Raw genomic sequence first — 25,384 nt, 5'->3', positions numbered from 1 at the left:
GCACACGCACCAGCCACTTCGCACGACTTCGCCCCGCCGACCAGACGGCCGACGGGGCGAAGAAGGCGTAAGACCCCGGATTAACCAACAGCATCCGTGGCGTACGGGGGCCTCTGCGCATGCGTGGGGCCGCTCTACGGCCCCCTGCGGCGCCGCTCTACGGCCTGCGTGCCGATGTCACCCGGTACACGTCGTAGACGCCCTCCACGCCCCTGACCGCCTTCAGGACGTGCCCGAGGTGCTTGGGGTCGCCCATCTCGAAGGTGAAGCGGGAGGTGGCGACGCGGTCGCGGGAGGTCTGGACGGCCGCGGAGAGGATGTTGACGTGCTGGTCGGACAGCACGCGCGTGACGTCCGAGAGGAGCCGGGAGCGGTCCAGGGCCTCGACCTGGATGGCGACCAGGAAGACCGAGGACTGCGTGGGCGCCCACTCGACGTCGAGGATGCGCTCCGGTTCGCGGGACAGTGACTCCACATTGACGCAGTCGCTGCGGTGAACCGATACTCCGCTACCGCGCGTGACGAACCCGATGATCGGGTCGCCGGGGACGGGCGTACAGCAGCGGGCCAGCTTGACCCACACGTCGTCGACGCCCTTGACCACGACGCCCGGGTCGGCGTTGGAGCGGCGCTTGCGGCCGCGGCCGCGCGCGGGCGGCACGCTCTCGTCGATCTCCTCGGTGGCGGCCTCCTCCCCGCCGAGGGCCTGGACGAGCTTCTGCACGACGTTCTGCGCGGCGACATGGCCCTCACCGATCGCGGCGTAGAGCGAGGAGATGTCCGGGTAGCGCATCTCGTGCGCGAGCGTGACGAGCGAGTCGCCCGTCAGGATCCGCTGGATCGGCAGGTTCTGCTTGCGCATCGCGCGCGCGATGGCGTCCTTGCCCTGCTCGATCGCCTCGTCGCGGCGCTCCTTGGAGAACCACGCCCGGATTTTGTTACGGGCGCGCGGCGACTTGACGAAGCCGAGCCAGTCGCGGGAGGGGCCGGCGCCGGACGCCTTGGAGGTGAAGACCTCCACCAGGTCGCCGTTGTCCAGGGTGGACTCGAGCGGTACGAGGCGGCCGTTGACCCGTGCCCCTATGGTCCGGTGGCCGACCTCGGTGTGCACCGCGTACGCGAAGTCCACCGGGGTGGCTCCCGCCGGCAGCGCTATGACGTCACCCTTCGGCGTGAAGACGAAGACCTCGTTGCGGGAGAGATCGAAGCGCAGCGACTCCAGGAACTCGCCCGGGTCCTCGGTCTCCTTCTGCCAGTCGAGCAGCTGGCGCAGCCACGCCATGTCGTTGAGGTGGTCGTCCTTTCCCTTGCCGGACGACTTGGGGGCGTCGCTGCGCACCTTGGAGGCGCCGGCGACGGCCTCCTGCTTGTACTTCCAGTGCGCGGCGATGCCGTACTCGGCGCGGCGGTGCATGTCGAACGTACGGATCTGGAGTTCGACCGGCTTGCCGTTGGGGCCGATGACCGTCGTGTGCAACGACTGGTACATGTTGAACTTGGGCATCGCGATGTAGTCCTTGAACCGGCCGGGGACCGGGTTCCATCGCGCGTGCACCGTGCCGAGGGCCGCATAGCAGTCGCGGACGGTGTCCACGAGGACGCGGATGCCCACCAGGTCGTAGATCTCCGCGAAGTCGCGGCCGCGGACGATCATCTTCTGGTAGACGCTGTAGTAGTGCTTCGGCCGGCCGGTGACGGTCGCCTTGATGCGGGCGGCGCGCAGATCGGACTGGACCTCGTCGGTCACTATGGCCAGATACTCGTCACGCTTCGGTGCCCTTTCGGCCACCAGTCGTACGATCTCGTCGTACATCTTGGGGTAGAGGATCGCGAAGGCGAGGTCCTCCAGCTCCCACTTGATGGTGTTCATGCCCAGGCGGTGGGCGAGTGGCGCGTAGATCTCGAGGGTCTCGCGCGCCTTCTTCTCCTGCTTCTCGCGCTTGAGGTAGCGCATGGTGCGCATGTTGTGCAGGCGGTCGGCGAGCTTGATGACCAGGACGCGCGGGTCCTTGGCCATCGCGACGACCATCTTGCGCACGGTCTCGGCCTGCGCGGCCTCGCCGAACTTGACCTTGTCCAGCTTGGTCACGCCGTCGACCAGGAGGGCGACGGTGTCGCCGAAGTCGCGGCGGAGCTGGTCGAGGCCGTACTCGGTGTCCTCGACGGTGTCGTGCAGGAGGCCCGCCATCAGCGTGGCCGGATCCATGCCGAGCTCGGCGAGGATGGTGGTCACGGCGAGCGGGTGCGTGATGTACGGGTCGCCGCTCTTGCGCTTCTGGCCGCGGTGCCAGCGCTCTGCCACCTGGTAGGCGCGCTCGATCTGGCGGAGGGTCGCGGTCTCGATCTTGGGGTCGTTGCTGCGCACTATCCGCAGCAGCGGCTCCAGCACCGGGTTGTACGGGTTGGCGCGCTGGACACCGAGGCGGGCGAGGCGGGCACGGACGCGGTTGGAGGAGCCGGAACGGGCGGGCTGGCCGGACGTCGGGCGCACCGCGGGCGGGTTCGCGGCGCGCTCGCGCGGCGCCGGCTTGGGGCGCTGCTCTTCGGCCGGCTTGTCGACGGGCGCGGAGCGGTCGTGCTCGACCGGCCCACGGGCGTCGTTCTTCGCGTGCGGCGCGGGCGTCGCCGCGGGGCCCGGGGTGGGCTCGGGCTTGGCGGCGGTCAGGTGCTGGGCCTCGTCTGCCAAGAGGACTCCTCGTGCGCGATCCGGGTCCCCCGGTCAGGCTCCGGAGCACCCATCGTAGCGATCCTCGGCTCCGGGATCGCCTTCAGGCCGATGTGAGGGCCGTCTACCGGAGAAACGCAAGAGGCGGGCGCCGGATTCCTCCGGGCCCGCCTCGATGCCGTACGCCGCCGGTCAGACGGTGAGCAGTGCCTCCAGGGGGGCTCCGTTCAGGGCCGCCTCCAGGCGGGGGCGGCCGGCGAGGAAGCCGAGCTCCATCAGGACGGCGGCGCCCGCGACCTCGGCACCCGCGCGGTGAATGAGCTGGATCGAGGCCTCGGCGGTGCCACCGGTGGCGAGCACGTCGTCGACGATCAGAATGCGGTCCTGCGCGCTCAGGTCCTCGGCGTGCACCTCGATCTCGGCGGAGCCGTACTCCAGGTCGTACGCCTGGCTGAGGGTGGCTCCGGGGAGCTTGCCCGCCTTGCGTACGGGGATGAAGCCGAGGCCCGCGCGGATGGCGACGGGGGCGCCGAGGATGAAGCCCCGGGCCTCCAGGCCGACGATCTTCGTGGCGCCGGTGCGCTCGGCGATCTCCGCGAAGGCGTCGGTGAGCGCGGTGAACGCCGCCGGGTCCGCCAGGAGCGGGGTGATGTCCTTGAACATCACGCCCGGCTCCGGGTAGTCCTCCACGTCACGGATCTTGCTGAGCAGGAGTTCCTTGATGTCGGTCATCGGCGCTTCCCCGACGGTCGGCCGCGGCCCCGGGTGCGGGACGCGGGCTGGTTGCGCGGGCCGACGACCGCGGGAGCGGCGTCCTCCGGCTCATCGGTGTCCAGGACGTCGACGGACCGCGACTCGGCGAGCTCCTCTTCGGCGGCGGCCTGGGCGCGCTTGGCCAGGACCCGCTTCCTGAGGGCCTTCATCTGCGGCTCGCGCTCCTTGAGGTCGGCGACGAGCGGCGTGGCGATGAAGATCGAGGAGTACGCACCGGCCGCGAGGCCGACGAACAGCGACAGCGAGATGTCGTTGAGCGTGCCCGCGCCGAGCACACCGCCACCGATGAACAGCAGGCCCGCGACCGGCAGCAGCGCGACCACGGTCGTGTTGATGGAGCGGACCAGGGTGCTGTTGATCGACCGGTTGGCGATGTCGCTGTAGGTCCAGCGGGTCTGCTTGGTGATGTCCTTCGTCTGCTCCTTGAGGCTGTCGAAGACGACGACCGTGTCGTAGAGCGAGTAACCGAGGATCGTCAGCAGACCGATGACCGTACCGGGCGTCACCTCGAAGCCGACCAGGGCGTAGATGCCGACCGTGATGGTGATGTCGTGGATCAGCGCGACCAGTGCCGCGAGGGCCATGCGCCACTCGAACGCGATCGCCAGGTAGATCACGACCAGGATCATGAAGATCGCCAGGCCCTGCCAGGCCTTGTTGGCGATCTGCTCGCCCCAGCTGGGGCCGACCAGGTCGGCGCCGATCTGCTCCGAGTCGACCTTCAGGTCCTTGGACAGGACCTTCTTGATCGCGTCGGACTTGTCGGTGTCCACACCGGAGATCTGGATGCGCAGGCCGCCCGTGCCGAGCTTCTGCACGACCGCCTGGTGGCCGGACGCGTCTTCCGCGTACGTCTCCGCCGACGCGACCGAGACGCTGGTCTTCGGGGTGGTGAAGACGGCACCGCCCTCGAACTCGATACCCATGTTCAGGCCGCGCACCGTCAGGCCGAGGATGGCCGTGATGGTGATCAGGATCGAGATGCCGTACCAGATCTTGCGGTTGCCGACGAAGTCGTAACCGATCTCGCCACGGTGCAGTCGGGCGCCGAGGTTGCCGAGCTTCGACATCTCACGCCTCCTTCGTCTCGGCGGGGGCGGAGGGACGGCGGGTGCGGCGCAACGGCGGCTTGGCACCCAGTCGCTTCGGGTCGAGGCCGGACCAGTTGTGGCCGTCCGCGAAGAACTTCCTGCGGGCCATGATCGTCATCAGCGGCTTGGTGAAGAGGAAGACGACGACCACGTCCAGCAGGGTGGTCAGACCCAGCGTGAACGCGAAGCCCTGGACCTTGCCCACGGTGACGATGAAGAGCACCGCGGCGGCGAGGAACGACACGAAGTCGGAGACCAGGATGGTGCGCCGGGCGCGCGGCCAGGCCCGCTCGACGGCGGGGCGCAGCGAGCGGCCCTCGCGGATCTCGTCCCTTATGCGTTCGAAGAACACGATGAACGAGTCCGCTGTGATACCGATCGCGACGATCGCACCACAGACCGCCGGCAGGTTCAGCGCGAAGTGGATGGTCGGGCCGAGCAGCGACATGATCACGTAGGTGAGGGCCGCGGAGACCAGCAGCGAGGCGATCGCGATGAGCGACAGGCCCCGGTAGTAGAGCACCAGGTAGATGATGACCAGCGCGAGGCCGATGGCACCGGCGATCAGACCGGCGTGCAGCTGGTCGCCACCGAGGGCGGCGGTCACCGTGGTGACGCTCTGCTCCTTGAAGGTCAGCGGCAGGGCACCGTACGACAGCATGTTGGCGAGGCTCTGGGCCTCCTCCTGGCTGAAGTTGCCGGAGATCTCCGCGCTGCCACCGGTCAGCGCCTCCCTGACGGACGGGTCGGAGACGACCTCACCGTCCAGGACGATGGCGAACTGGTTCTGCGGGGACTGCTGCTTGGCCAGCTGGCCGGTGATGTCGCCGAACTTCTTGGCGCCCTTGGAGGTGAACTCCATGGTGACGGTCCAGCCCGCGGCGGTCGTGGTGTTGTAGATGGCCTGGGCCTTCTTCACGTCCGTGCCGTCGACCGCGGCGGCGCCGAGGATGTACTTCTGCCACTGGTTCTGCGAGTTCTTGCCGCAGGCGACGGTCGCGTCCTCGGGCTTGGCACCCTTACCGGCCGCGGCGCGGGCCTTCTCGTCCGCGCAGTTGAGCGCGGTGTACTGCGCCTCGAGCTTGGCGGTCGCGCCATCGGTGGAGCTGCTGGCGGACGGGGACGGGGAGGCCGTCGCGCTGCTGGACGCCGAGCTGCTCGCCGACGGCGTGGAGTCGGCCTTCAGGGCGTCGGTGACCGCACGTCCCTGCGAGGTGGCACTCGACGACGGGGTCGCGGAGCCGGAGGGGGACGAGGACGAGGTCGCCTTGTCCTTCGCCGTGCTCGAAGAGCTGCCGGAGGCGCTCGGCGACGGGCTGGCCGTCGCGGCGCTGCCGGAGATCTCGGTCGCGAGGACCGGACGGAAGTAGAGCTTGGCGGTGGTACCGACCTGTGCCCGGGCCTCCTCGGAGTTCGTGCCCTTGGGGATGTTGACGATGATGTTCCGTGTGCCCTGCGTCTGGACCTCGGTCTCCGAGACGCCAAGACCATTGACACGGCGGTTCATGATGTCGACCGCGGTGTCCATGTTGGTCTTGTTGATCGCGGACTCCTGGCCCGGCTCGGGGACCGCCTCGAGCGTGATGCTCGTACCGCCGGCCAGGTCGATGCCGAGACGCGGAGTCGTGTGCCCGGAGGCGAACATCCCTCCGGTGAGCGCCACGATGGCGATCAGGATCAGGGCCAGCGAGCGCCCCGGCTTGCCCTGGGCGCTCGCGCTCCGGCCCTTCTTAGGTGCTGCCACCTTCTCGTACTCCCTCTCGGGCCGCCCCACGCCGGGTCAGCGCGGCAGCGGCCATGACATGGTGTCGGGGACCCCCTGCGAGATGCACGCCCGGGACACGCGGACCAGTCCCGCGTGTCCCGGATCAGGCCTACTTCGCGTCGGAGTCGCCGTCGGTCTTCTTCGGCTCTTCGTCCGTCTTCGCCTCGGCGACCTCGGCGTCGTCGGACGGCTCCTCGGCCGCGTCCTTCTTGCCGAGGTCGACGGACTTGTCGCCGGAGGCGGCGGCAGCTTCGTCGGCGGGCTCGTCGGCCTCGGTGAGGGAGGAGGCGTCGTCGGGGACGACCTCGGTGTCGGACTTCAGGTCGTGCTCGATGCCGTGGACGATGCGGTTGTACTCGTCGTCCGTCAGGACGGCACCGATCGCGTTCTTCGCGAAGAGGAGCTCCACGCCCGGGCCGGCGTCGACGAGGACCGTGTCGTCGTTGACCTCCTTGACGGTCGCGTACATCCCCCCGATGGTGCGGACGCCGCTGCCGGGCTGCATCTCATTGCGCATGTGCGCAGCCTGCTGCTGCTTCTTCTTGGCCGACCGAGTCATCAGGAACATGGCCCCGATGAGCACGATGAACGGGAGGAGGGTCACGAGACTCACGGGTCGGAACTTCCTTCACACGACCGCGGTGGTGAGCGGCCTGATGGTTGGGGGTATGTGTACCGCCGACAGAGGCGGCATCGGCGGAGTCTAAGCGAGTCCGCGTGCATGGAACAACGCTCAGCATGGCACCAGGGTTCCTGACCCTGCCAATGCCCGCGCCGTCACGCCCCGAACAGGTCCCCTTGTCCGTTTCCCCCGGCTGCGGAGCGAGGCGGGGTGAGACCGAGGTGCGCCCAGGCCGCGGGGGTGGCGACCCGTCCGCGGGGGGTGCGGGCGAGCAGTCCCTCCCTCACGAGGAACGGTTCGGCGACCTCCTCCACGGTCTCACGCTCCTCCCCCACGGCGACCGCCAGCGTCGACAGGCCGACCGGGCCGCCGCCGAACAGCTTCAGCAGTGCCTCCAGGACGGCCCGGTCGAGGCGGTCCAGGCCGCGGGCGTCGACCTCGTAGACCGCCAGGGCCGCGGCGGCGATCTCCGTCGTGACGAAGCCGTCGGCCTTGACCTGCGCGTAGTCGCGCACGCGGCGCAGCAGGCGGTTGGCGATGCGGGGCGTGCCGCGGGAGCGGCCGGCGATCTCGGCGGCGCCGTCGGTGTCGATCTCGACGTCGAGCAGGTTCGCCGAGCGGTGGATGACGCGCTCCAGCTCGGCCGGCTCGTAGAACTCCATGTGCGCCGTGAAGCCGAAGCGGTCGCGCAGTGGGGGCGGCAGCAGGCCCGCGCGCGTGGTGGCGCCGACCAGGGTGAAGGGGGGCAGTTCGAGGGGGATGGCGGTGGCGCCGGGGCCCTTGCCGACGATGACGTCGACGCGGAAGTCCTCCATCGCCATGTAGAGCATCTCCTCGGCGGGCCGCGACATGCGATGGATCTCGTCGAGGAAGAGGACCTCGCCCTCCTGGAGGGAGGACAGGATGGCCGCGAGATCGCCGGCGTGCTGGATGGCGGGGCCGCTGGTGATGCGGATGGGGGCGCCCATCTCAGCCGCGATGATCATCGAGAGGGTGGTCTTGCCGAGGCCCGGGGCGCCGGAGAGCAGCACGTGGTCGGCGGTGGCGCCACGCGCGCGTGCGGCGCGCAGGACCAGGTCGAGCTGCTCACGGACCTTCTCCTGGCCGATGAACTCGCCCAGGTCCTTCGGCCGCAGGGCGGCCTCGACGGCCTGGTCCTCACGGTCGGCGACAGGGCCCACCAGCCGCTCCGCGGAGGTGTCGGTCGGGTCGTCCCAGTTCATGGAGTGTGCCTCGGGGTCTCAGGAGGGGGCGCGGTGGCTCAGTGGGGGGCAGTTGCCTGCGGATCAGCGGGCTCGGAGTCGGCCCGCTGAAGGCGCGCACCCCAGGCCTGTCAGGACGGCGTGCGCTTGATCGCGGTTCATGGAGTGTGCCCCTCGGGTTTCGTCGGGGCGCGGTCGCCCGCCGGGTACGGTCGCCGCGGATCAGCGGGCTCGGTTCAGGGACTGCAGGGCCGCCTTCAGGAGCTGGCCCACCTGAGGCGTGCCTCCGGCGGCCTCGGCCTGGGGGGCGACGGCGGACACGGCCTCCTCCGCCTCGCGGGTGGCATATCCGAGGCCGATGAGGGCGGCGTGCAGTTGGTCGCGCCAGCCGCTGGTGATCGCCGTGCCCACGGCGGGAGCGCCGGTCGGCGCGCCCAAGCGGTCCTTCAGCTCCAGCAGGAGCTTCTGGGCGCCCTTCTTGCCGATGCCGGGGACGGCGGTGAGGGCCTTCTCGTCGCCTGTGGCCACGGCCCGGCGCAGGGCGTCCGGAGTGTGCACGGCGAGCATCGCCTGGGCGAGCCGCGGGCCGACACCGCTCGCCGTCTGCAACAGCACGAAGACCTGCCGCTCGTCGTCGTCCGCGAAGCCGTACAGCGTCAGTGAGTCCTCGCGTACGACCAGGGAGGTGGCGAGCTTGGCGGGTTGTCCGAGCCGCAGCGTGGACAGCGTGTTCGGTGTGCACTGGACGGCCATGCCGACTCCGCCCACCTCGATCACCGCGGCATCGGGAGCGAGTGCGGCGACCGTGCCGCTCACAAAGGCGATCATGCGGTGCGGCCTTTCGATGCGTGCAGGGCGACGGCCTGCTGAAGTCGGTTCTGCGCGGGGGCGCGCCAGATGTGGCAGATGGCGAGGGCGAGGGCGTCGGCCGCGTCGGCCGGCTTGGGCGGTGCGTCGAGCCGCAGCAGGCGGGTCACCATGGCCCCGACCTGTGCCTTGTCGGCACGACCGCTGCCGGTGACGGCGGCCTTGACCTCGCTGGGGGTGTGCAGGGCGACGGGGATGCCGCGCCGGGCGGCGCAGAGCGTGGCGACCGCGCTGGCCTGGGCCGTGCCCATCACCGTCCGGACGTTGTGCTGGCTGAACACCCGCTCGACGGCGACGAATTCGGGCCGGTACTCGTCCAGCCACTGCTCGATGCCCAGCTCGATGGCCACGAGACGGTGGCCCAGGTCGGCGTCCGCCGGCGTACGGACGACACCGACGCCGCACATCGTCAACGGCCGTCCCGCGACCCCCTCGACGACCCCGACACCGCATCGGGTCAGTCCTGGATCCACACCGAGTACGCGCACCGCGCTCCTTCCCCTCCTCGCCCTGTCCGTCCTGCTGCGTCAGGCTATCCGGCGGCACCGACAACGCGCCGCCACCCGGACCGGGAGCAGCGCCCAGGACACCCAGGCCACACTGACTGCTCGAAGGAAAGGCAAAAGCGGCCGACTCCAAGCACATCGGCGACGTGGAGCGCATCGACGGCTGATCCGACACCGAATGACGCACGGCCCGCCGAAGAGGACTTCGGCGGGCCGTGCGCTTGTCCGGTGCGCTCAGGCGTCGACCTTCTCCATGACCTCGTCGCTGACGTCGAAGTTGGCGAAGACGTTCTGCACGTCGTCGCTGTCCTCGAGCGCGTCGATCAGCTTGAAGATCTTCTTGGCGCCCTCCTCGTCCAGTTCGACCTGCATGGTCGGGACGAAGTTGGCCTCGGCGGAGTCGTAGTCGATACCGGCTTCCTGAAGAGCCGTGCGGACCGCGACCATGTCGGTGGCCTCGCTGATGACCTCGAAGGACTCACCGAGGTCGTTGACCTCCTCGGCACCGGCGTCCAGAACGGCGCCGAGGACGTCGTCCTCGGTCAGCTCGCCCTTGGGGACGATCACGACGCCCTTGCGGTTGAAGAGGTACGAGACGGAGCCCGGGTCGGCCATGTTGCCGCCGTTGCGGGTCATGGCGACGCGGACGTCCGAGGCGGCGCGGTTGCGGTTGTCGGTGAGGCACTCGATGAGCACCGCGACGCCGTTCGGGCCGTACCCCTCGTACATGATCGTCTCGTAGTCGGCGCCACCGGCCTCGAGACCGCCACCGCGCTTGACCGCGGAGTCGATGTTCTTGTTCGGGACCGACTGCTTCTTCGCCTTCTGGATGGCGTCGTAGAGAGTCGGGTTGCCGTCGATGTCGACACCGCCCATCCGGGCCGCGACCTCGATGTTCTTGATCAGCTTCGCGAAGAGCTTGCCGCGCTTGGCGTCGATCACGGCCTTCTTGTGCTTCGTCGTAGCCCATTTAGAGTGGCCGGACATCTGCCTGTCTCCTTCGCGTTACCCATCCAGATACGAACGCCAGAGATCCTACAAGGACTCTGCCACCCGGTTCGCGCGGACCATGTCGACGAACAGCGAGTGCACGCGGTGGTCGCCGGTCAGTTCCGGGTGGAACGACGTGGCCAGCGCGTTGCCCTGGCGGACCGCGACGACATGGCCGTCGTGCTCGGCGAGCACCTCGGTCTCGGCGCCGACGGACTCGACCCACGGGGCGCGGATGAAGACGCCCTCTACAGGATCGCCCTCGACTCCCCTGACGTCGACCGACGCCTCGAAGGACTCGTTCTGCCGCCCGAAGGCGTTGCGGCGCACGATCATGTCGATGCCGCCGATCGTCTCCTGGCCCGAGCGCGGGTCGAGGATCTTGTCGGCGAGCATGATCATGCCCGCGCAGGTGCCGTAGACGGGCATACCGGCCCGCACGCGCGCGCGGAGGGGTTCCATCACTCCGAAGAGGACGGCCAGCTTGGAGATGGTCGTGGACTCGCCGCCGGGTATGACGAGGCCGTCGATCTCGGCGAGCTCTTCGGGGCGCCGCACCGGCCTGGCCACGGCGTCAGCCGCGGCCAGGGCGATGAGATGCTCCCGTACGTCGCCCTGGAGGGCCAGGACGCCGATCACAGGTGCTTCGTTCATGGGTGGGTTACCAGCCGCGGTTGGCGTAGCGCTCGGCCTCGGGGAGGGTGTCGCAGTTGATGCCGACCATGGCCTCGCCCAGGTTGCGGGACGCATCCGCGATGATCTTCGGGTCGTCGTAGAAGGTGGTGGCCTTCACGATGGCGGCGGCGCGCTTGGCCGGGTCGCCGGACTTGAAGATGCCGGAGCCGACGAAGACGCCCTCGGCGCCGAGCTGGCGCATGAGCGCGGCGTCCGCGGGCGTGGCCACACCACCGGCGGAGAACAGCACCACGGGGAGCTTGCCGAGCTCGGCGACCTCCTTGACGAGTTCGTACGGGGCGCGCAGGTCCTTGGCGGCGGCGTACAGCTCGTTGTTGTCGAAGCCGCGCAGCCTGGCGATCTCGTTCTTGATCTGGCGCAGGTGGCGGACGGCCTCGACGACGTTGCCGGTGCCGGCCTCGCCCTTGGAGCGGATCATGGCGGCACCCTCGGCGATGCGGCGCAGGGCCTCGCCGAGGTTGGTGGCGCCACAGACGAAGGGGGTGGTGAACGCCCACTTGTCGGAGTGGTTGACCTCGTCGGCCGGGGTGAGGACCTCGGACTCGTCGATGTAGTCGACGCCGAGGGACTGCAGGACCTGGGCCTCGACGAAGTGGCCGATGCGGGACTTGGCCATGACCGGGATGGAGACGGCCTCGATGATCTCTTCGATCATGTTCGGGTCCGACATCCGGGCCACGCCGCCGTCCTTGCGGATGTCGGCCGGGACCCGCTCCAGGGCCATGACGGCCACGGCGCCCGCGTCCTCGGCGATCTTCGCCTGCTCGGCGTTGACAACGTCCATGATCACACCGCCCTTGAGCTGCTCGGCCATGCCGCGCTTCACGCGGGCCGTGCCGGTCTCGGGGGTCTGGGCGGGGGTGGGGATCGTGCTGGACACGGGTTGACCTCACTCGGTGAAGAGGATTTCTGCAGCACTGAGGAAACGGGATTGGACCAGGCCACAGCAAGGGCCAATGGAAAGGCGGTGGATCCTTTTGGGCAGCCGCACCCTAAACCGAGCGGTCGGCCAGGGCAGCCGGCGGCTCGTCGTCCATCTCGAAGGCCATGGGGAAGGGGGCGTGTCCGGCCAGCCGGAACCAGCGCACTTTGCGGTGCTCCCGGAGTCGGCGTGCCGCTCCCACGGCGTCGTTGTGGAAGCGCCGGGCCATCGGGACCCTCCGTACGGCCTCCGTGAGTTCGCGGGCCGCCCCCTCTCCCCCGGGGGCCTCGCGTACGGCCTCGACCTGCTGCGGATCCGCGAACACGGCGCGCAGCGCCTGGCTCAGCTCGCTCTCGGCGACCTCGCGCTGTTCCTCCTCCGCCTGCCGAGCGGCATGCGCGGCCTCGTACAGCACGATCGAGGCGGCCGGGTCGAGCACCCCGGAGGTCGCCAGTTCCTGGGCCACGGAGGCCCGGCGCAGCAACTGGGCGTCGAGCGCGGCACGGGCCGCGTCGATCCGCGCGTGCAACCGGTCGAGCCGGCCCGCGGTCCAGCTGAGGTAGAGGCCGATCGCCACGAGGACGACGAGGATCCAGATGAGGGTTGCGGTCACGGGCGGCAAGGCTACCGGGGCGGGGGCGGGCAGCGGCCGTCAGGCGGACCGCCCTCACCCAGCCCTGCCGGACCCGCTCCCCCACCCGGCTACGCCGGGCAGTCGCCACTCCCGCCCGTTCAGTCCCGCGCCAACCCCAACCGCGCCCGCAACCCCGGGCTCCGGTCGTCCGTCGCCACCGCGGCGGCCCCCGCCGTGACCGTCTCGTACACGGACAGGATGTCCGCGCCGACCGTCGACCAGTCGAAGCGCCGTACGTGGGCGCTGCCGCGCTCCCGCAGCTCGGTGCGGCGTGCCGGGTCGGCCAGGAGGCGTACCGCCGCCTCGGCCAGCGCGTCGGCGTCCTCGTTGGCGAAGAGCTCTCCCGCCGCCCCCCGGTCGAGGACCTGCGCGAAGGCGTCGAGGTCGGAGGCGAGCACCGGGGCGCCCGCCGACATCGCCTCGACGAGGATGATGCCGAAGCTCTCGCCGCCGGTGTTGGGCGCGACGTACAGGTCGATGCTGCGCAGAAAACGCGCCTTGTCCTCGTCGCTGACCATCCCGAGGAACTCCACTCGGGAGCGCAGCTCCTCGGGAAGGCTTTCCACCGCCTCCTCCTCGTCACCGCGTCCCGCGACCAGGAGCCTGGTCCGCGGGCGGGCGGCGAGGATCTTCGGGAGCGCCCTCATCAGCACGGGCAGGCCCTTGCGGGGCTCGTCGATGCGCCCTATGAAGCCGATCGTGTCGCCCTGCCACTCGGGCTTGGGCTCGGCCCCGGCGAAGAAGTCGACGTCGACTCCGTTGGGGATCACTACCGCGTCCCCGCCCAGGTGTTCGACGAGGGTGCGGCGGGCGTACTCGCTCACGGCGATCCGCGCGCTGATCTTCTCCAGGGCGGCCTGGAGGATCGAGTACGCGGCGATCATGGCCCGGGAGCGGGGGTTGGACGTGTGGAAGGTGGCCACGATCGGGCCCTGCGCCGCCCAGCAGGCCAGCAGACCCAGCGACGGCGACGTCGGCTCGTGGATGTGGATCACGTCGAACCGGCCGTCGTGCAGCCAGCGGCGTACGCGCGCGGCGCTCAGGAAGCCGAAGTTCAGACGGGCCACCGACCCGTTGTACGGCACCGGGACCGCGCGGCCGGCCGAGACGACGTACGGCGGCAGGGGGGTGTCGTCGTCGGCGGGTGCGAGGACCGACACCTCGTGGCCGAGGCGGATGAAGTACGCGGCGAGGTCGCGGATGTGGAACTGGACGCCGCCCGGCACGTCCCAGGAGTACGGGCAGACGATCCCGATCCTCACGCGGTCCCTCCGGGAGGAGAAGGGGCGGGGTCGAGATCGGCGAGCCACAAACGCTGGAGCATGTGCCAGTCCTCCGGATGGTCGGCGATGCCGGTGGCGAAGGCATCGGCCAGCGCCTGTGTCATGACAGACGTCTTCTCGGCCCGTGTACCTGTCTCGGGTACCTCGACCGGGGGATGAACACGGCCCCGCATGACGGGTGACTCGTCGTACCGGAGTGTGACGGGCAGCAGCAGCGCGCCCGTCTGCTGGGCGAGCAGGGCGGGGCCGGCCGGCATCCGGGCCGTGTCGCCGAAGAACTTGACCTCGACGCCGGAGGCGGACAGGTCCCGGTCGGCGACCAGGCAGACCAGGCCGCCGTCGCGCAGCCGCCGGGCCAGCGTGCCGAAGGCGGAGCCGCCGCTGTGCGGCAGGACCTCCATGCCCAGGCCCTCGCGGTAGGCGACGAAGCGGTCGTACAGGGTCTCCGGCTTCAGGCGCTCGGCGACCGTGGTGAAGGGCGTCTGAAGTTCGGTGGTGACCCAGGCGCCGGCGAGGTCCCAGTTCGCCAGGTGCGGCAGCGCGAGGATCACGCCTCGGCCGGAGGCGAGACCGTCGGTCAGATGGTGCAGGTCCTTGGGGACGAAGCCGTTTTTGACGCGCTCGGCGCTCCAGGCGGGCAGCCGGAAGGACTCCATCCAGTAGCGCAGGTACGAGCGCATGCCCGCGCGCGAGAGCTCGGCGAGGCGCTCGGGGCTCGCGTCGGGCACCACGCGCGCGTAGTTGCTCTCCAGGCGCTGCACCCCCTTGCCGCGCTGCTTCCAGACGAGGTCGGCGACGGTCCGGCCCAGCCGCACGGCGACCGGCTCGGGGAGCTTCTTGACGGTGCTCCAGCAGAGGCCGTACAGCGCGTCCGTCAGCCGCTCCTGTGCGCTCACTTCGCGGCCCCGCTCCCCCGCGACGCGTTCTCCTGCCCGGCCGCGGCCGCCTCCGCCTCCGCGGACTCCCTGCGGACCGTGACCACGCGCTGGATCAGCGTGACGAGGCTGCCGACGGCGACGATCCACAGCGCCACGGGCAGCAGGTACTGGATGCCGGGCACGCCGAACTTGTGCAGGCCGGCGAGCCCGGCCGCGACCAGCGAGACCACCAGACGCTCGGCGCGCTCCACGAGCCCGTTGACGGCGACCGGAAGGCCGATCGACTCGCCGCGCGCCTTGGTGTACGACACCACCTGGCCGCTGGCCAGGCAGAAGATGGAGACGGCGCACAGCACGTTGTCGTCGCCGTTGCCCGCGTACCAGAGCGCGAAGCCGCCGAAGATCGCGCCGTCGGCCACCCGGTCGAGCGTGGAGTCCAGGAAGGCGCCCCAGCGGCTGGTGCGGCCGAGCTGGCGGGCCATGTTGCCGTCGACGAGGTCCGAGAAGACGAACAGCGTGATGACGATCGTGCCCCAGAAGAACTCGCCCCGGGGGTAGAAGACCAGCGCGCCCGCCATCACCCCGGCGGTACCGATCAGCGTGACCGTGTCGGGGCTGACGCCGCGACGGATGAGAAACGCGGCGAACGGTGTGAGGACACGCGTGAAGAATGCACGCGCGTACTTGTTCAGCATGGCCTTCCCGAGGGTCGGTGTGGCCGAGCGGCCCCTGCTGGCCACCGGCTGGCCCATCGTAGTCACGCGCGCGCGTGGGCGACGAAACGCTCCCGCGCTCGGCCGCGAACTCCACGGCCGTAGCCACGCGCGTGTGGGCGACGGGCGGGCCCCCGCAGTCCGTGGCACGGCCTGACGGCATCCGGGTCACGGCGCGGTCGCGGCTCCCGTGGGCCGGCCGAGTGGCGCGATCGCGTCCGTCGTATGGACGCACCGTGACAGGAGTGGAAAGCTCGAAGGACCGCGGGCGTCATCGGAGCCGCCACCGCACGCGGATCCCGGATGTCCGCGCCCACAGTGACCTCACCGTGCACGGGAGGCAAGGCCATGGGCGACAAGGCGAACGCACACCCCGGAGCCGCCGGCAGGGCTACGGCGGCCGACCACCCCGCGTCCGTACGGAATGTGGTGCTGGTCGGCCACTCCGGTTCGGGCAAGACGACTCTGGTGGAGGCTCTCGCGCTGACCGCGGGAGCGGTGAACCGGGCGGGCCGCGTGGAGGACGGCGGCACCGTCTCCGACTACGACGACATCGAGCACCGGCAGCAGCGCTCGGTACAGCTGTCCTTGGTGCCCGTCGAATGGGACGGCATCAAGGTCAACCTTCTCGACACCCCCGGATACGCCGACTTCGTCGGAGAGCTCAGGGCCGGTCTGCGCGCGGCGGACGCGGCCCTTTTCGTCGTCTCGGCGTCGGACGGGGTGGACGGCTCGACCCGCATGGTGTGGGAGGAGTGCGCGGCCGTCGGCATGCCGCGCGCGATCGTCGTCACGCACCTGGAGGCGGCCCGGGCCGACTTCGAGGAGATGACCCGGGTCTGCGCGGAGACGTTCGGCGGGGACGACCCCGACGCCGTACTGCCGCTGTACCTGCCGCTGCACGGCCCGCAGGCGCCCGACGGGCACGCGCCCGTGACGGGACTGACCGGGCTGCTGTCGCAGGAGCTGTTCGACTACTCCTCCGGGGAGCGCAAGGAGTCCGAGCCCGGACCGGACCAGCTGCCGGGGATCGAGGAGGCCCGCAACCGCCTGATCGAGGGGATCATCGCCGAGAGCGAGGACGAGACCCTCATGGACCGCTACCTCGGCGGCGAGCAGATCGACTTGAAGTCGCTGGTGGACGACCTGGAGCGGGCCGTCGCGCGCGGGACGTTCTTCCCCGTCCTGGCCGCCGCCCCCGCGGCCGAGGGCGCCCGGCAGGGAATCGGCACGGTCGAGCTGCTCGAACTGATCACCGGAGGTTTCCCGACGCCGCTGGAGCGCGAGGCGCCGAGGGTCACCACCATCGACGGAAAGGCGCGCGAGCTGAAGGTCTGCGACCCCGCCGGGCCGCTCGTCGCCGAGGTGGTGAAGACGGCGTCCGACCCGTACGTCGGCCGGGTCTCCCTCGTACGCGTCTTCTCCGGCACCCTGCGTCCCGACGAGACGGTCCACGTCTCCGGACACGGCCTGGAGGACCGCGGCCACGAGGACCACGACGTCGACGAACGCATCGGCGCCCTGTCGGCTCCGTTCGGCAAGCAGCAACGGGGGCTCGCCCAGTGCATCGCGGGTGACCTGGCGTGCGTGGCGAAGCTGAGCCGCGCGGAGACCGGGGACACCCTCTCGGCCAAGGACGACCCGCTCCTCATGGAGCCCTGGCAGATGCCCGACCCGCTGCTGCCGCTCGCCATCCAGGCGCACAGCAAGGCCGACGAGGACAAGCTCTCGCAGGGGCTTGGCCGGCTGGTCGCCGAGGACCCGACGATGCGCCTGGAGCAGAACCAGGACACCCACCAGGTGGTCCTGTGGTGCCTGGGCGAGGCCCATGCGGACGTCGCCCTGGAACGGCTGCGCTCCCGCTACGGCGTCCAGGTCGACGTCGTCCCGCACAAGGTCTCCCTACGGGAGACGTTCGCGGCGAAGTCCGCCGGGCGCGGGCGGCACGTGAAGCAGTCCGGCGGGCACGGGCAGTTCGCCATCTGCGAGATCGAGGTCGAGCCGCTGCCGGGCGGTTCCGGCATCGAGTTCGTCGACAAGGTGGTCGGCGGTGCCGTGCCACGGCAGTTCATCCCGTCGGTGGAGAAGGGCGTCCGGGCCCAGGCCGCCAGGGGCATCGCAGCGGGACACCCGCTCGTCGACATCCGGGTCACGTTGCTGGACGGCAAGGCGCACTCGGTGGACTCCTCCGACGCCGCCTTCCAGACGGCGGGCGCGCTCGCGCTGCGGGAGGCCGCGGCCGACGCGAAGATCCACCTGCTGGAGCCGGTGGCCGAGGTGACCGTCCTGGTCGGCGACGACTACGTGGGCGCGGTGATGAGCGACCTGTCCGGGCGGCGCGGCCGGGTGCTCGGCACCGAACAGGTGAGCACCGGGCGCACCCTCGTCAGGGCGGAGGTGCCCGAGATCGAGATCGGCCGGTACGCCGTCGACCTGCGGTCGCTGTCGCACGGCACCGCCCGCTTCAACCGCACGTACGCGCGGCACGAGCCGATGCCACCGCAGATCGCCGAAAGGGTTCGTGAACAGACGCAGGACGCCTCGTAGTCGGCGCACGACCGCGCACAACCGGCTTGCGTGGTACGGCCATACACCACCGCACCACCGGCCGCACTGGAATGCTCCCCTCCGCGTCGGCGGACCGCTTCGGCGGTCCGCCGACGAATGTCGGTGCCTGCGGATACGCTGATGACCTGATCAACAGGTGTGCGGGGCAGGGAAGTCGGGAAGGCCGCAGAAGCGGGCATGGGCGGCGATCGGGGGCGGGAATGACCGTGGACAGCGGTTACGGCGACATCTTCGGACCACAGGTGCCGCGTACGGGCGACGAGGGCCAGACGGCCACCTTCGCGCTGGCCTCGGCGGCCTACCGGGACAACCCGGTCGAGGAGATAACCAAGGCCGACAACGAGTGGCACCAGTCGACCGTCAAGGCCGGGAAGGTCTCGCTGTTGCGGCCCAACCTCGGCGAGGCCTTCTCCCGAGCCGTGGTGGACCGCATGCTGGGCAGCGGCCGCAAGCCGCTCATCCAGTCCTTCGGTGCCGAGCCGCAGGTCGTCGTGGAGCACTGTCTGGCCGCCAACAACATCCGCCGGGACCGCGACAACCGGCTGACCGCGGTGATGGTGCTGTGCGGTCTGATCTTCCTGCCGGGGCTGCTGGTCTGGCTGCTGGTCTTCACGATCCGGACCAACATCGACAAGCGCGACGACAAGCGGGCCTCCGCCCTGGCCACCACCCTGCTCGTCGCCGTCGGCGCGCTCGCCGTGATCTTCCTGATCCGTATGCCCTTCACGGGTTTCTGGGCGTGGTACGCCCGCGCGGCGGTCGTCATGCCCGTGGTCGGCTGGCTGTCGGCCCGGCGGATCTGCGAGCACACGGCCAAGGATCTGCGGGAGCGCTGGGGCAGCCTCCTGTCGGGCAGCAGCGTCGGCGCCAAGGTCCCCGAGGCGGTGCCCAGCAGCCCCCGCGAGACCGCTGCCGAGCAGCTGCGCCAGTCGCTGGCCAAGCTGAGCGCCGAGCAGCAGTCGAACTCCGTCTTCTACGCCGGGCCCAAGGGCATCCTCGGCATGGGCACCCGCTGGGGTTCCTGGCAGCTCGCCGAGGACCTGACGCCGGCCGACCCCACCCGGGAGATCCACCCCTTCCGCAGCTGGGACGTCATCCGCTCCGTCCACGACCAGCTGCGCATGCTGGAGCGCGACCTGCTGAACACCGGCGGCTTCCCGAAGGCGTCGATACGGCACTGGATCGTCACGCCGATCGGGGAGAACGCGAAGGAGGTCTCCCGGCCCCAGGGCACGGACGTGGACGCCTACCAGGTCAAGCAACACGCGATACAGGACATCTGCAACAAGCAGCAGTTCGGGGCCGGGGACCGGCACTACCTCGGCGTGCAGTGGACGCTGTGGGACGGACAGCTGGTCATCACCATGCTGATCACGGTGACCGTGCTGCACTCCACCCTGCGCATCGAGGTCACCGGCCATGCGCTCGGTCCGGTGAACCCGCTGTTCACGACCAAGCCGGAGGCGCCGACCAAGGAGGTCGCGAAGTCCTTCAAGCCGTGGGAGATGCGCACGGTGAAGCTTCCCCTGGTCACCACCAACGAGGTGGTCCGGCTCGCCGTCCGCGCCCCGCTCACCTGGTATCCGCCCCTGCTGAACTGGCTCGGCGGGACGATAGCCCTGCCCGAGCCGTTCGGTCTGCGGCACGCCTGGGCGGATCAGCCGTGGCGGCACCGCTTCATGGCCGACGACGCGCTGCGCGCGGCCACGCCGGTGCTGCGGGTGGTGCACTCGGCCGCGATCCGGGTCCTGGAGGAGAACGGCGTGGACATCGAGAAGTTCGGGACGCGATCGGCGTTCCTCAGCACGGCGGTGCAGGACGCCTCACCCAAGAAGGCCGACCTCTACGACGCATAGGCCTCCGGCGGCCGGGCAGGTGTCGGCGACAGCTGGGTGCCTGACCCTGGGGGCTGCGCGCCCCCGGGGTGCCGGCCTCGTCGGCGCATCAGGCCGTCGGCCAGGCCTCCGCCAGCATCTTCCGGGTGTCCGCCAGCAGCTGCGGCAGCACCCTCGTGTGACCGACGACCGGCATGAAGTTCGTGTCGCCGCCCCAGCGGGGAACGATGTGCTGGTGGAGGTGGGCGGCGATGCCCGCGCCGGCCACCGTGCCCTGGTTCATGCCGATGTTGAAGCCGTGCGCGCCGGAGGCGGTGCGCAGGGCCGTCATCGCCTGCTTGGTCAGCTCGGCGAGCTCGACGGTCTCCGCCTCGGTCAGGTCCGTGTAGTCGGCGACATGACGGTAGGGCACGGTCATCAGGTGGCCGCCGTTGTACGGGTAGAGGTTGAGCACCGCGTACACGTGCTCGCCCCGCCTGACGATCAGCCCGTCCTCGTCGGACTTGGCCGGGATCGCGCAGAAGGGGCAGCCGTCGTCGGCCCCCGGGCCGGTCGGCTTGTTCTCACCCTGGATGTAGGCCATCCGGTGGGGCGTCCACAGGCGCTGGAACGCGTCCTGCGTCCCCACTCCGATCTGCTGCTCCGGCTCACTCGTCATGCAAGGCAGCATATGGCTTCGCCCGTTCGCGGCGTGTCGGCGGGTGCCGTACCTGAGGGCTTGCGGCCAAGCTGGGGCGATGTATGACGACAGCCCCCAGGCCCGCTGGGAGCAGCGCAGCGAAATCCCGCTCGGCGTGGGGTCACTGCTGTTTCTCTTCTTCTACGCGGTCCTCGTTCTGGCCCACGACCTGCCCAGGGCGTGGCGGGACGCCTGCCTGGCGGCGCTGTTCGCCACCTGGGCGCTGTTCGCCGTCGACTACGCCGTGCGCTGGCGGTTGAGCGGGCAGGGCCTGGGTTTCGTACGGACGCACTGGCTGGACTCGGTGGTGCTGGTGCTGCCTCTGCTGCGCCCGCTGCGGATCGTCAAGCTCTACGAAGCGGTGCAGCGCCGGCGCGGACAGCCCCGGTTCAGCCTGCACGCGCGCGTGATCACGTACGCCACCCTGTCGGTGATGCTCCTCGGCTTCGCCGGTGCTCTCGCCGTCTACCAGCAGGAACACAACGCCCCGGACGCCACGATCCGCACCTTCGGGGACTCGCTGTGGTGGGTGTGCTCCACGCTGTCGACGGTGGGCTACGGCGATGTCACTCCGGTGACGCCGTGGGGGCGGGTGATCGCCACGGGCCTCATGGCCTGCGGGCTGGCCCTGCTCGGCGCGGTGACCGGCTCGTTCTCGTCCTGGCTGCTCCAGGTGTTCACGCGAGAGGACGACGTGAGGCCCCCGAGGAGCTGAGCTTCTCGGGGGCCTCACAGCGCAGGCTCAGACCTGCGACCGCTCCTCGACGACCTTCGCGATCTTCGCGATGGCCTCGTCGAACGGGATGCCGTTCTCCTGCGAGCCGTCGCGGTAACGGAAGGACACCGACCCGGCCGACATGTCCTCGTCGCCCGCGATGACCATGAAGGGCACCTTCTGCTTCTGGGCGTTGCGGATCTTCTTCTGCATACGGTCGGAGGAGGAGTCGACCTCGACGCGCAGGCCCTTCTTCTTGGCCTCCGCCGCGAACTTCTCCAGGTACTCGACGTGCGCGTCGCCGATCGGGATGCCGACCGCCTGGACGGGGGCGAGCCACGCCGGGAAGGCGCCCGCGTAGTGCTCGAGGAGCACCGCGAAGAACCGCTCGATCGAGCCGAAGAGGGCCCGGTGGATCATGACCGGACGCTGCTTGGACCCGTCGGGGCCGGTGTACTCCAGGTCGAAGCGCTCCGGCAGGTTGAAGTCGAGCTGGACCGTCGACATCTGCCAGGTCCGGCCGATCGCGTCCTTGGCCTGGACGGAGATCTTCGGGCCGTAGAACGCGGCGCCACCCGGGTCGGGAACGAGCGGGAGGCCCTGCTTCTCGGCGACCTGGCGCAGCGTCTCGGTGGCTTCCTCCCAGACCTCGTCCGAGCCGACGAACTTCTCCGGGTCCTTGGTGGACAGCTCCAGGTAGAAGTCCGTGAGGCCGTAGTCACGCAGGAGGTTCAGCACGAAGGTGAGCGTCTTGTCGAGCTCGTCGGCCATCTGCTCGCGGGTGCAGTAGATGTGCGCGTCGTCCTGGGTGAAGCCACGGGCGCGGGTCAGGCCGTGCACGACGCCCGACTTCTCGTACCGGTACACGGTGCCGAACTCGAACAGGCGCAGCGGCAGCTCACGGTAGGAGCGACCGCGCGCGTCGAAGATCAGGTTGTGCATCGGGCAGTTCATGGGCTTGAGGTAGTAGTCCACGCCCTCGTCGAGCTGCATGGGCGGGTACATGCCCTCGGCGTACCAGTCCAGGTGACCCGAGGTCTCGAAGAGCTTGCCCTTCGTCGCGTGCGGGGTGTAGACGAACTCGTAGCCCTCCTCCTCGTGGCGGCGCCGCGAGTAGTCCTCCATCGTGCGGCGGACGATGCCGCCCTTGGGGTGGAAGACGGCGAGGCCGGAGCCGATCTGCTCCGGGATGGAGAACAGGTCCAGCTCGTTGCCCAGCTTGCGGTGGTCGCGCTTCTCGGCCTCGGCGAGGAAGTCGAGGTGCGCCTTCAGCTCGTCCTTGGACGGCCAGGCGGTGCCGTAGATGCGCTGGAGCATCGGGTTCTTCTCGCTGCCGCGCCAGTAGGCGGCGGCGTTGCGCATCAGCTTGAACGCCGGAATGTTCCGGGTGGTGGGCAGGTGGGGACCACGGCAGAGGTCCTTCCAGCACAGGTCACCGGTCTTGGCGTCCAGGTTGTCGTAGATCGTCAGCTCGCCGGCGCCGACCTCGACGTCCGCGCCGTCGTCCGAGGACGCCGAGCCCTTCAGACCGATGAGCTCCAGCTTGTACGGCTCCGACGCCAGTTCCTCCCGGGCCGCCTCGTCGGTGACCACACGGCGGGCAAAGCGCTGGCCGCGCTTCTGGATCTCCTGCATCTTCTTCTCGATGGCCTTGAGATCCTCGGGCGTGAACGGCTTCTCGACGTCGAAGTCGTAGTAGAAGCCGTCCCTGACGGGCGGGCCGATGCCCAGCTTGGCCTCGGGGAAGAGCTCCTGCACGGCCTGGGCCATCACGTGCGCGGTGGAGTGGCGCAGGATGTTGAGACCGTCCTCGGAGGAGATCTCGACGCCCTCGACGGTCTCGCCGTCCTTGACCTCGTAGGCGAGGTCCTTGAGCTCGCCGCCCACGCGTGCGGCGATGATCGAGCGCTCACCGGCGAAGAGGTCGGACGCCGTAGTGCCCGTCGTCACCACGCGTTCTTCCCGCTCGGAATCGCGCTGGATGATCACACGGACGTCTGACACCGGTCTCTCCTGACTGAAGGTGGGGTGCGGCGCCATACCAGGAGCGCGCGCATGAGTGGGATCGTACCGACCCCGACCCGCCGACCGCGAAACGGTTACCCTCAGTCCTCGCCCGTGCACGCCTCCTCGAAGAAATCCAGGTTCTCCTGGAGCGATTTCATCAGCCGGTCCCGCTCCGCCTCGTCGACCTGCACCGGTACGACCCCGCCGGCCCCGGTCAGCCTGCGGAAGCCGCCGCGGCTCTCCAGCCGACCGTGCAGCCGCACCGGCAGCCCGACCAGGTGCGCCTGTCCGGCGATGCGGTAGTCCTCCTCGTCCAGCGTCAGCCGGACGTGCGGGACCTCGGCCCCGGCGATCACCCTCAGCCGTACGGCTCCCTCGCCACGCGGCCCCGACCTGCGCAGCCGCTCCACCGCGCCGGTGATCCGCACGGGTACGGACGGCTCCTCGCGCAGATAGCGTGCCCCGGCCTCGCGCAGCACCGGCAGGTCGCCGGGCGAGAACTCGACGGGCTCGACCCCGGCCGCGCAGTCCTCGGGGACTCCGGCGGCGGGCGCCCACTCGACGGCGATACGGGCCCCTTCGGTGCCGCGTACGAGGGCGATCAGGGCCTCGGTGAGCTCGCGGCTGACGCCCGCCTCGACGGCTCCGTCGAAGGCGTCCATGCCGCCGGTGGCCCGCTGGTAGTCGATGGCCTCGCGGGCGGCGTACAGGGCCTGGTGGAGGCGGACGGCGAGCGGGCGGGCGGTGCCGACGGGCACGAAGGCGGTCAGGCTTCGGCCTCCGGCCGCCGAGCCGGCGAGGACGCTCTCCAGCAGCGCGGCGGCCGGGCGCCGGTGCCGGGCGCCGTGGTAGCCCGCACGCGCGCGGGTGGCGAGTGCGCCGGCGAGCAGCGTCTGGCGGGCGGCGGTGCGCAGTTGCTCCTCGACGGTCCAGGGCGAGGCGCCGGCGGGCCCGGTGGGCACGTCCCGCCACCAGCGGATCTCGTCGCTGGGCACCGCGAGCCCGAGCAGCACCTCGCGCGCGGACGGCGTCCCGCTGCGGGACAGGGCGACGAGCGCCTCGCCGAGCAGGTCGTCGCTGTCGGGGAAGGCGCGGCTCTCGGGCACGAGCAGGCTCGTTCCGCCGCCGCCCGGGCCGGGCGGGGTCCAGCGGCCGTAGCGTCCGGCGGCTCCGCCGCGCCGCTGCCAGCCGTGCCGGCGCAGCAGAGCGCCGAGGACGGCCGGGTCGACCTCGTCGGGCGCGGGCGGGCGGTCCCAGTGGGCCTCGGGGTGCGGCCTCACCTGCCGCAAGGGCTCCACGAGCGGGCGGTGCGTCATGGTCTGCCTCCCGTCCCGACCCGCGTCATGATCTCGCACAGCGCCCGGTCGTCGAAGATGCGTGAGGTCGGTATCCGCACGGTGGTCCGGTGCCGGCCGGTGATGGGCTGTCCGGCCAGGTTGACCCAGTAGCAGCAGTGCCGCAGGTCGAGGCGGTCGTGACTGGCGCGCAGCCAGTCGTCCTGGGATCTCGGGACGAGCATCACGACCAGGATCTTGTGCACCGAGACAGGCGTGCGGGCGAGCTTGGCCAGGTGGTCGTTGTCGAGCGTGAAGGAGAAGAACCGGCCCGGCGGATTCGGCCGGATCTGGTACGTGCACTTCAACTGCACCTTGATGGTGACCTCGTCGTCGACCGTGTGCCCGGGCGCGCTGTGACTGACGTGCCAGTCGATGCCGTTGTCCGGAAACGGCTGCGACAGCGAGCAGCCCGCGGCCGCGGCGACCGCGTGCAGATAACCCACCTGCAGTGTCTCCATGCAGGCGGTGGTGGCGAGTGTGCCGCGATGGGGTGCCGTCCGTTCGGGCAGCAGCCCGCCCCGCTCGGGCTGCGCTATCGCCATGGCCAACAGCCTTCCACGCCAAGTGTTTCCCCGCTGCGGGCCGCTGAACTGCAAAGACCCGTACTCCTGTTGTGTCCTCCCGGCGTACGGCGC

General features: G+C 70.3%; 22 protein-coding genes. 3 read left to right on the top strand and 19 right to left on the bottom strand.

The features are described from left to right. Positions 1-157: 157 nt before the first annotated feature. From ACFY16_RS22650 to pgsA, 15 genes are all read right to left on the bottom strand, one after another. On the bottom strand, positions 158-2,686 hold the full coding sequence (locus ACFY16_RS22650) for a RelA/SpoT family protein (RefSeq protein WP_390648948.1): 2,529 nt from the start codon (positions 2,684-2,686) through the stop codon (positions 158-160). Between the two features lie 171 nt (positions 2,687-2,857). Continuing rightward, positions 2,858-3,397, bottom strand: coding sequence for an adenine phosphoribosyltransferase (locus ACFY16_RS22645; protein ID WP_390648947.1), 540 nt, complete (start codon positions 3,395-3,397; stop codon positions 2,858-2,860). Then, entirely contained in the window at positions 3,394-4,509 is a 1,116-nt protein-coding gene (gene secF / locus ACFY16_RS22640; RefSeq protein ID WP_390648946.1) for a protein translocase subunit SecF, read from the bottom strand. The genes ACFY16_RS22645 and secF overlap by 4 nt, the downstream gene beginning before the upstream one ends. 1 nt (position 4,510) lies before the next feature. Further along, the gene (secD, locus tag ACFY16_RS22635; RefSeq protein ID WP_390648945.1) at positions 4,511-6,274 is read right to left on the bottom strand and encodes a protein translocase subunit SecD; all 1,764 of its coding nucleotides are present in this window, start codon (positions 6,272-6,274) and stop codon (positions 4,511-4,513) included. A gap of 130 nt (positions 6,275-6,404) precedes the next feature. After that, positions 6,405-6,908: a preprotein translocase subunit YajC gene (gene yajC / locus ACFY16_RS22630; protein ID WP_390648944.1), complete on the bottom strand. Its 504-nt coding sequence runs from the start codon at positions 6,906-6,908 to the stop codon at positions 6,405-6,407. 164 nt (positions 6,909-7,072) lie between these two features. Then, entirely contained in the window at positions 7,073-8,140 is a 1,068-nt protein-coding gene (gene ruvB / locus ACFY16_RS22625; RefSeq protein ID WP_390648943.1) for a Holliday junction branch migration DNA helicase RuvB, read from the bottom strand. A 201-nt stretch (positions 8,141-8,341) separates the two neighbouring features. Beyond that, positions 8,342-8,947: a Holliday junction branch migration protein RuvA gene (gene ruvA, locus ACFY16_RS22620; RefSeq protein WP_390648942.1), complete on the bottom strand. Its 606-nt coding sequence runs from the start codon at positions 8,945-8,947 to the stop codon at positions 8,342-8,344. Continuing rightward, complete coding sequence (ruvC, locus tag ACFY16_RS22615) at positions 8,944-9,474, bottom strand: crossover junction endodeoxyribonuclease RuvC (RefSeq protein WP_390648941.1); 531 nt, start codon at positions 9,472-9,474, stop codon at positions 8,944-8,946. The genes ruvA and ruvC overlap by 4 nt, the downstream gene beginning before the upstream one ends. A 252-nt stretch (positions 9,475-9,726) precedes the next feature. Next, positions 9,727-10,479, bottom strand: a complete 753-nt coding sequence (locus ACFY16_RS22610) for a YebC/PmpR family DNA-binding transcriptional regulator (RefSeq protein ID WP_390648940.1) — start codon at positions 10,477-10,479, stop codon at positions 9,727-9,729. Between the two features lie 48 nt (positions 10,480-10,527). Further along, positions 10,528-11,136 (bottom strand): pyridoxal 5'-phosphate synthase glutaminase subunit PdxT, encoded by a 609-nt coding sequence (gene pdxT, locus ACFY16_RS22605; protein ID WP_390648939.1) that lies wholly within the window; start codon positions 11,134-11,136, stop codon positions 10,528-10,530. A gap of 7 nt (positions 11,137-11,143) precedes the next feature. Further along, complete coding sequence (pdxS, locus tag ACFY16_RS22600) at positions 11,144-12,058, bottom strand: pyridoxal 5'-phosphate synthase lyase subunit PdxS (protein ID WP_390648938.1); 915 nt, start codon at positions 12,056-12,058, stop codon at positions 11,144-11,146. A 112-nt stretch (positions 12,059-12,170) separates the two neighbouring features. After that, complete coding sequence (locus tag ACFY16_RS22595; protein WP_390648937.1) at positions 12,171-12,713, bottom strand: hypothetical protein; 543 nt, start codon at positions 12,711-12,713, stop codon at positions 12,171-12,173. A 119-nt stretch (positions 12,714-12,832) separates the two neighbouring features. Further along, on the bottom strand, positions 12,833-13,996 hold the full coding sequence (locus ACFY16_RS22590) for a glycosyltransferase family 4 protein (protein ID WP_390648936.1): 1,164 nt from the start codon (positions 13,994-13,996) through the stop codon (positions 12,833-12,835). Next, positions 13,993-14,913 carry a phosphatidylinositol mannoside acyltransferase gene (locus tag ACFY16_RS22585; RefSeq protein ID WP_390648935.1) on the bottom strand — a complete coding sequence of 307 codons (921 nt, stop codon included), beginning with the start codon at positions 14,911-14,913 and terminating at the stop codon, positions 13,993-13,995. Before ACFY16_RS22585 ends, ACFY16_RS22590 begins: the two co-directional genes overlap by 4 nt. Then, the gene (gene pgsA, locus ACFY16_RS22580) at positions 14,910-15,647 is read right to left on the bottom strand and encodes a phosphatidylinositol phosphate synthase (RefSeq protein WP_390648963.1); all 738 of its coding nucleotides are present in this window, start codon (positions 15,645-15,647) and stop codon (positions 14,910-14,912) included. The genes ACFY16_RS22585 and pgsA overlap by 4 nt, the downstream gene beginning before the upstream one ends. A 309-nt stretch (positions 15,648-15,956) precedes the next feature. Between pgsA and ACFY16_RS22575 the strand changes: the two genes are divergently transcribed. Together ACFY16_RS22575 and ACFY16_RS22570 are read left to right on the top strand one after the other, a co-directional pair. Further along, positions 15,957-18,155 (top strand): elongation factor G-like protein EF-G2, encoded by a 2,199-nt coding sequence (locus tag ACFY16_RS22575; protein ID WP_390648934.1) that lies wholly within the window; start codon positions 15,957-15,959, stop codon positions 18,153-18,155. 221 nt (positions 18,156-18,376) lie between these two features. Next, positions 18,377-20,032 carry a hypothetical protein gene (locus tag ACFY16_RS22570; protein ID WP_390648933.1) on the top strand — a complete coding sequence of 552 codons (1,656 nt, stop codon included), beginning with the start codon at positions 18,377-18,379 and terminating at the stop codon, positions 20,030-20,032. A gap of 88 nt (positions 20,033-20,120) precedes the next feature. On the opposite strand, the gene ACFY16_RS22565 is transcribed toward ACFY16_RS22570, so the two are convergent. Further along, positions 20,121-20,669: an HIT family protein gene (locus ACFY16_RS22565; protein ID WP_390648932.1), complete on the bottom strand. Its 549-nt coding sequence runs from the start codon at positions 20,667-20,669 to the stop codon at positions 20,121-20,123. A gap of 79 nt (positions 20,670-20,748) precedes the next feature. Here ACFY16_RS22565 and ACFY16_RS22560 point away from each other — a divergent pair, with 79 nt between their 5' ends. Beyond that, a complete protein-coding gene (locus ACFY16_RS22560; protein WP_390648931.1) occupies positions 20,749-21,405 on the top strand; it encodes a potassium channel family protein in 657 nt (218 codons plus the stop codon). 27 nt (positions 21,406-21,432) lie between these two features. On the opposite strand, the gene thrS is transcribed toward ACFY16_RS22560, so the two are convergent. From thrS to ACFY16_RS22545, 3 genes are all read right to left on the bottom strand, one after another. After that, entirely contained in the window at positions 21,433-23,409 is a 1,977-nt protein-coding gene (gene thrS / locus ACFY16_RS22555) for a threonine--tRNA ligase (RefSeq protein WP_390648930.1), read from the bottom strand. A 101-nt stretch (positions 23,410-23,510) separates the two neighbouring features. After that, positions 23,511-24,728, bottom strand: a complete 1,218-nt coding sequence (locus ACFY16_RS22550; protein WP_390648929.1) for a hypothetical protein — start codon at positions 24,726-24,728, stop codon at positions 23,511-23,513. Beyond that, positions 24,725-25,291, bottom strand: coding sequence for a DUF4365 domain-containing protein (locus ACFY16_RS22545; RefSeq protein ID WP_351143847.1), 567 nt, complete (start codon positions 25,289-25,291; stop codon positions 24,725-24,727). Before ACFY16_RS22545 ends, ACFY16_RS22550 begins: the two co-directional genes overlap by 4 nt. Between the last annotated feature and the right edge of the window lie 93 nt (positions 25,292-25,384).

It is taken from the genome of Streptomyces sp. NPDC001315, from assembly GCF_042896175.1.
GTDB lineage: Bacteria > Actinomycetota > Actinomycetes > Streptomycetales > Streptomycetaceae > Streptomyces.
The sequence above is the reverse complement of the archived record's forward strand: the minus strand, read 5'-3'. Positions and strand labels throughout refer to the sequence as shown.

What these genes read in the sequence shown, in the direction of transcription:
- ACFY16_RS22645 (WP_390648947.1), bottom strand. Translation starts at nt 3,397, where the DNA reads ATGACCGACATCAAGGAACTCCTGCTCAGCAAGATCCGTGACGTGGAG.
- secF (WP_390648946.1), bottom strand. Translation starts at nt 4,509, where the DNA reads ATGTCGAAGCTCGGCAACCTCGGCGCCCGACTGCACCGTGGCGAGATC.
- ruvB (WP_390648943.1), bottom strand. Translation starts at nt 8,140, where the DNA reads ATGAACTGGGACGACCCGACCGACACCTCCGCGGAGCGGCTGGTGGGC.
- ruvA (WP_390648942.1), bottom strand. Translation starts at nt 8,947, where the DNA reads ATGATCGCCTTTGTGAGCGGCACGGTCGCCGCACTCGCTCCCGATGCC.
- ACFY16_RS22610 (WP_390648940.1), bottom strand. Translation starts at nt 10,479, where the DNA reads ATGTCCGGCCACTCTAAATGGGCTACGACGAAGCACAAGAAGGCCGTG.
- pdxT (WP_390648939.1), bottom strand. Translation starts at nt 11,136, where the DNA reads ATGAACGAAGCACCTGTGATCGGCGTCCTGGCCCTCCAGGGCGACGTA.
- pgsA (WP_390648963.1), bottom strand. Translation starts at nt 15,647, where the DNA reads ATGGGCCAGCCGGTGGCCAGCAGGGGCCGCTCGGCCACACCGACCCTC.
- ACFY16_RS22575 (WP_390648934.1), top strand. Translation starts at nt 15,957, where the DNA reads ATGGGCGACAAGGCGAACGCACACCCCGGAGCCGCCGGCAGGGCTACG.
- ACFY16_RS22570 (WP_390648933.1), top strand. Translation starts at nt 18,377, where the DNA reads ATGACCGTGGACAGCGGTTACGGCGACATCTTCGGACCACAGGTGCCG.
- ACFY16_RS22565 (WP_390648932.1), bottom strand. Translation starts at nt 20,669, where the DNA reads ATGACGAGTGAGCCGGAGCAGCAGATCGGAGTGGGGACGCAGGACGCG.
- ACFY16_RS22560 (WP_390648931.1), top strand. Translation starts at nt 20,749, where the DNA reads ATGTATGACGACAGCCCCCAGGCCCGCTGGGAGCAGCGCAGCGAAATC.
- ACFY16_RS22550 (WP_390648929.1), bottom strand. Translation starts at nt 24,728, where the DNA reads ATGACGCACCGCCCGCTCGTGGAGCCCTTGCGGCAGGTGAGGCCGCAC.
- ACFY16_RS22545 (WP_351143847.1), bottom strand. Translation starts at nt 25,291, where the DNA reads ATGGCGATAGCGCAGCCCGAGCGGGGCGGGCTGCTGCCCGAACGGACG.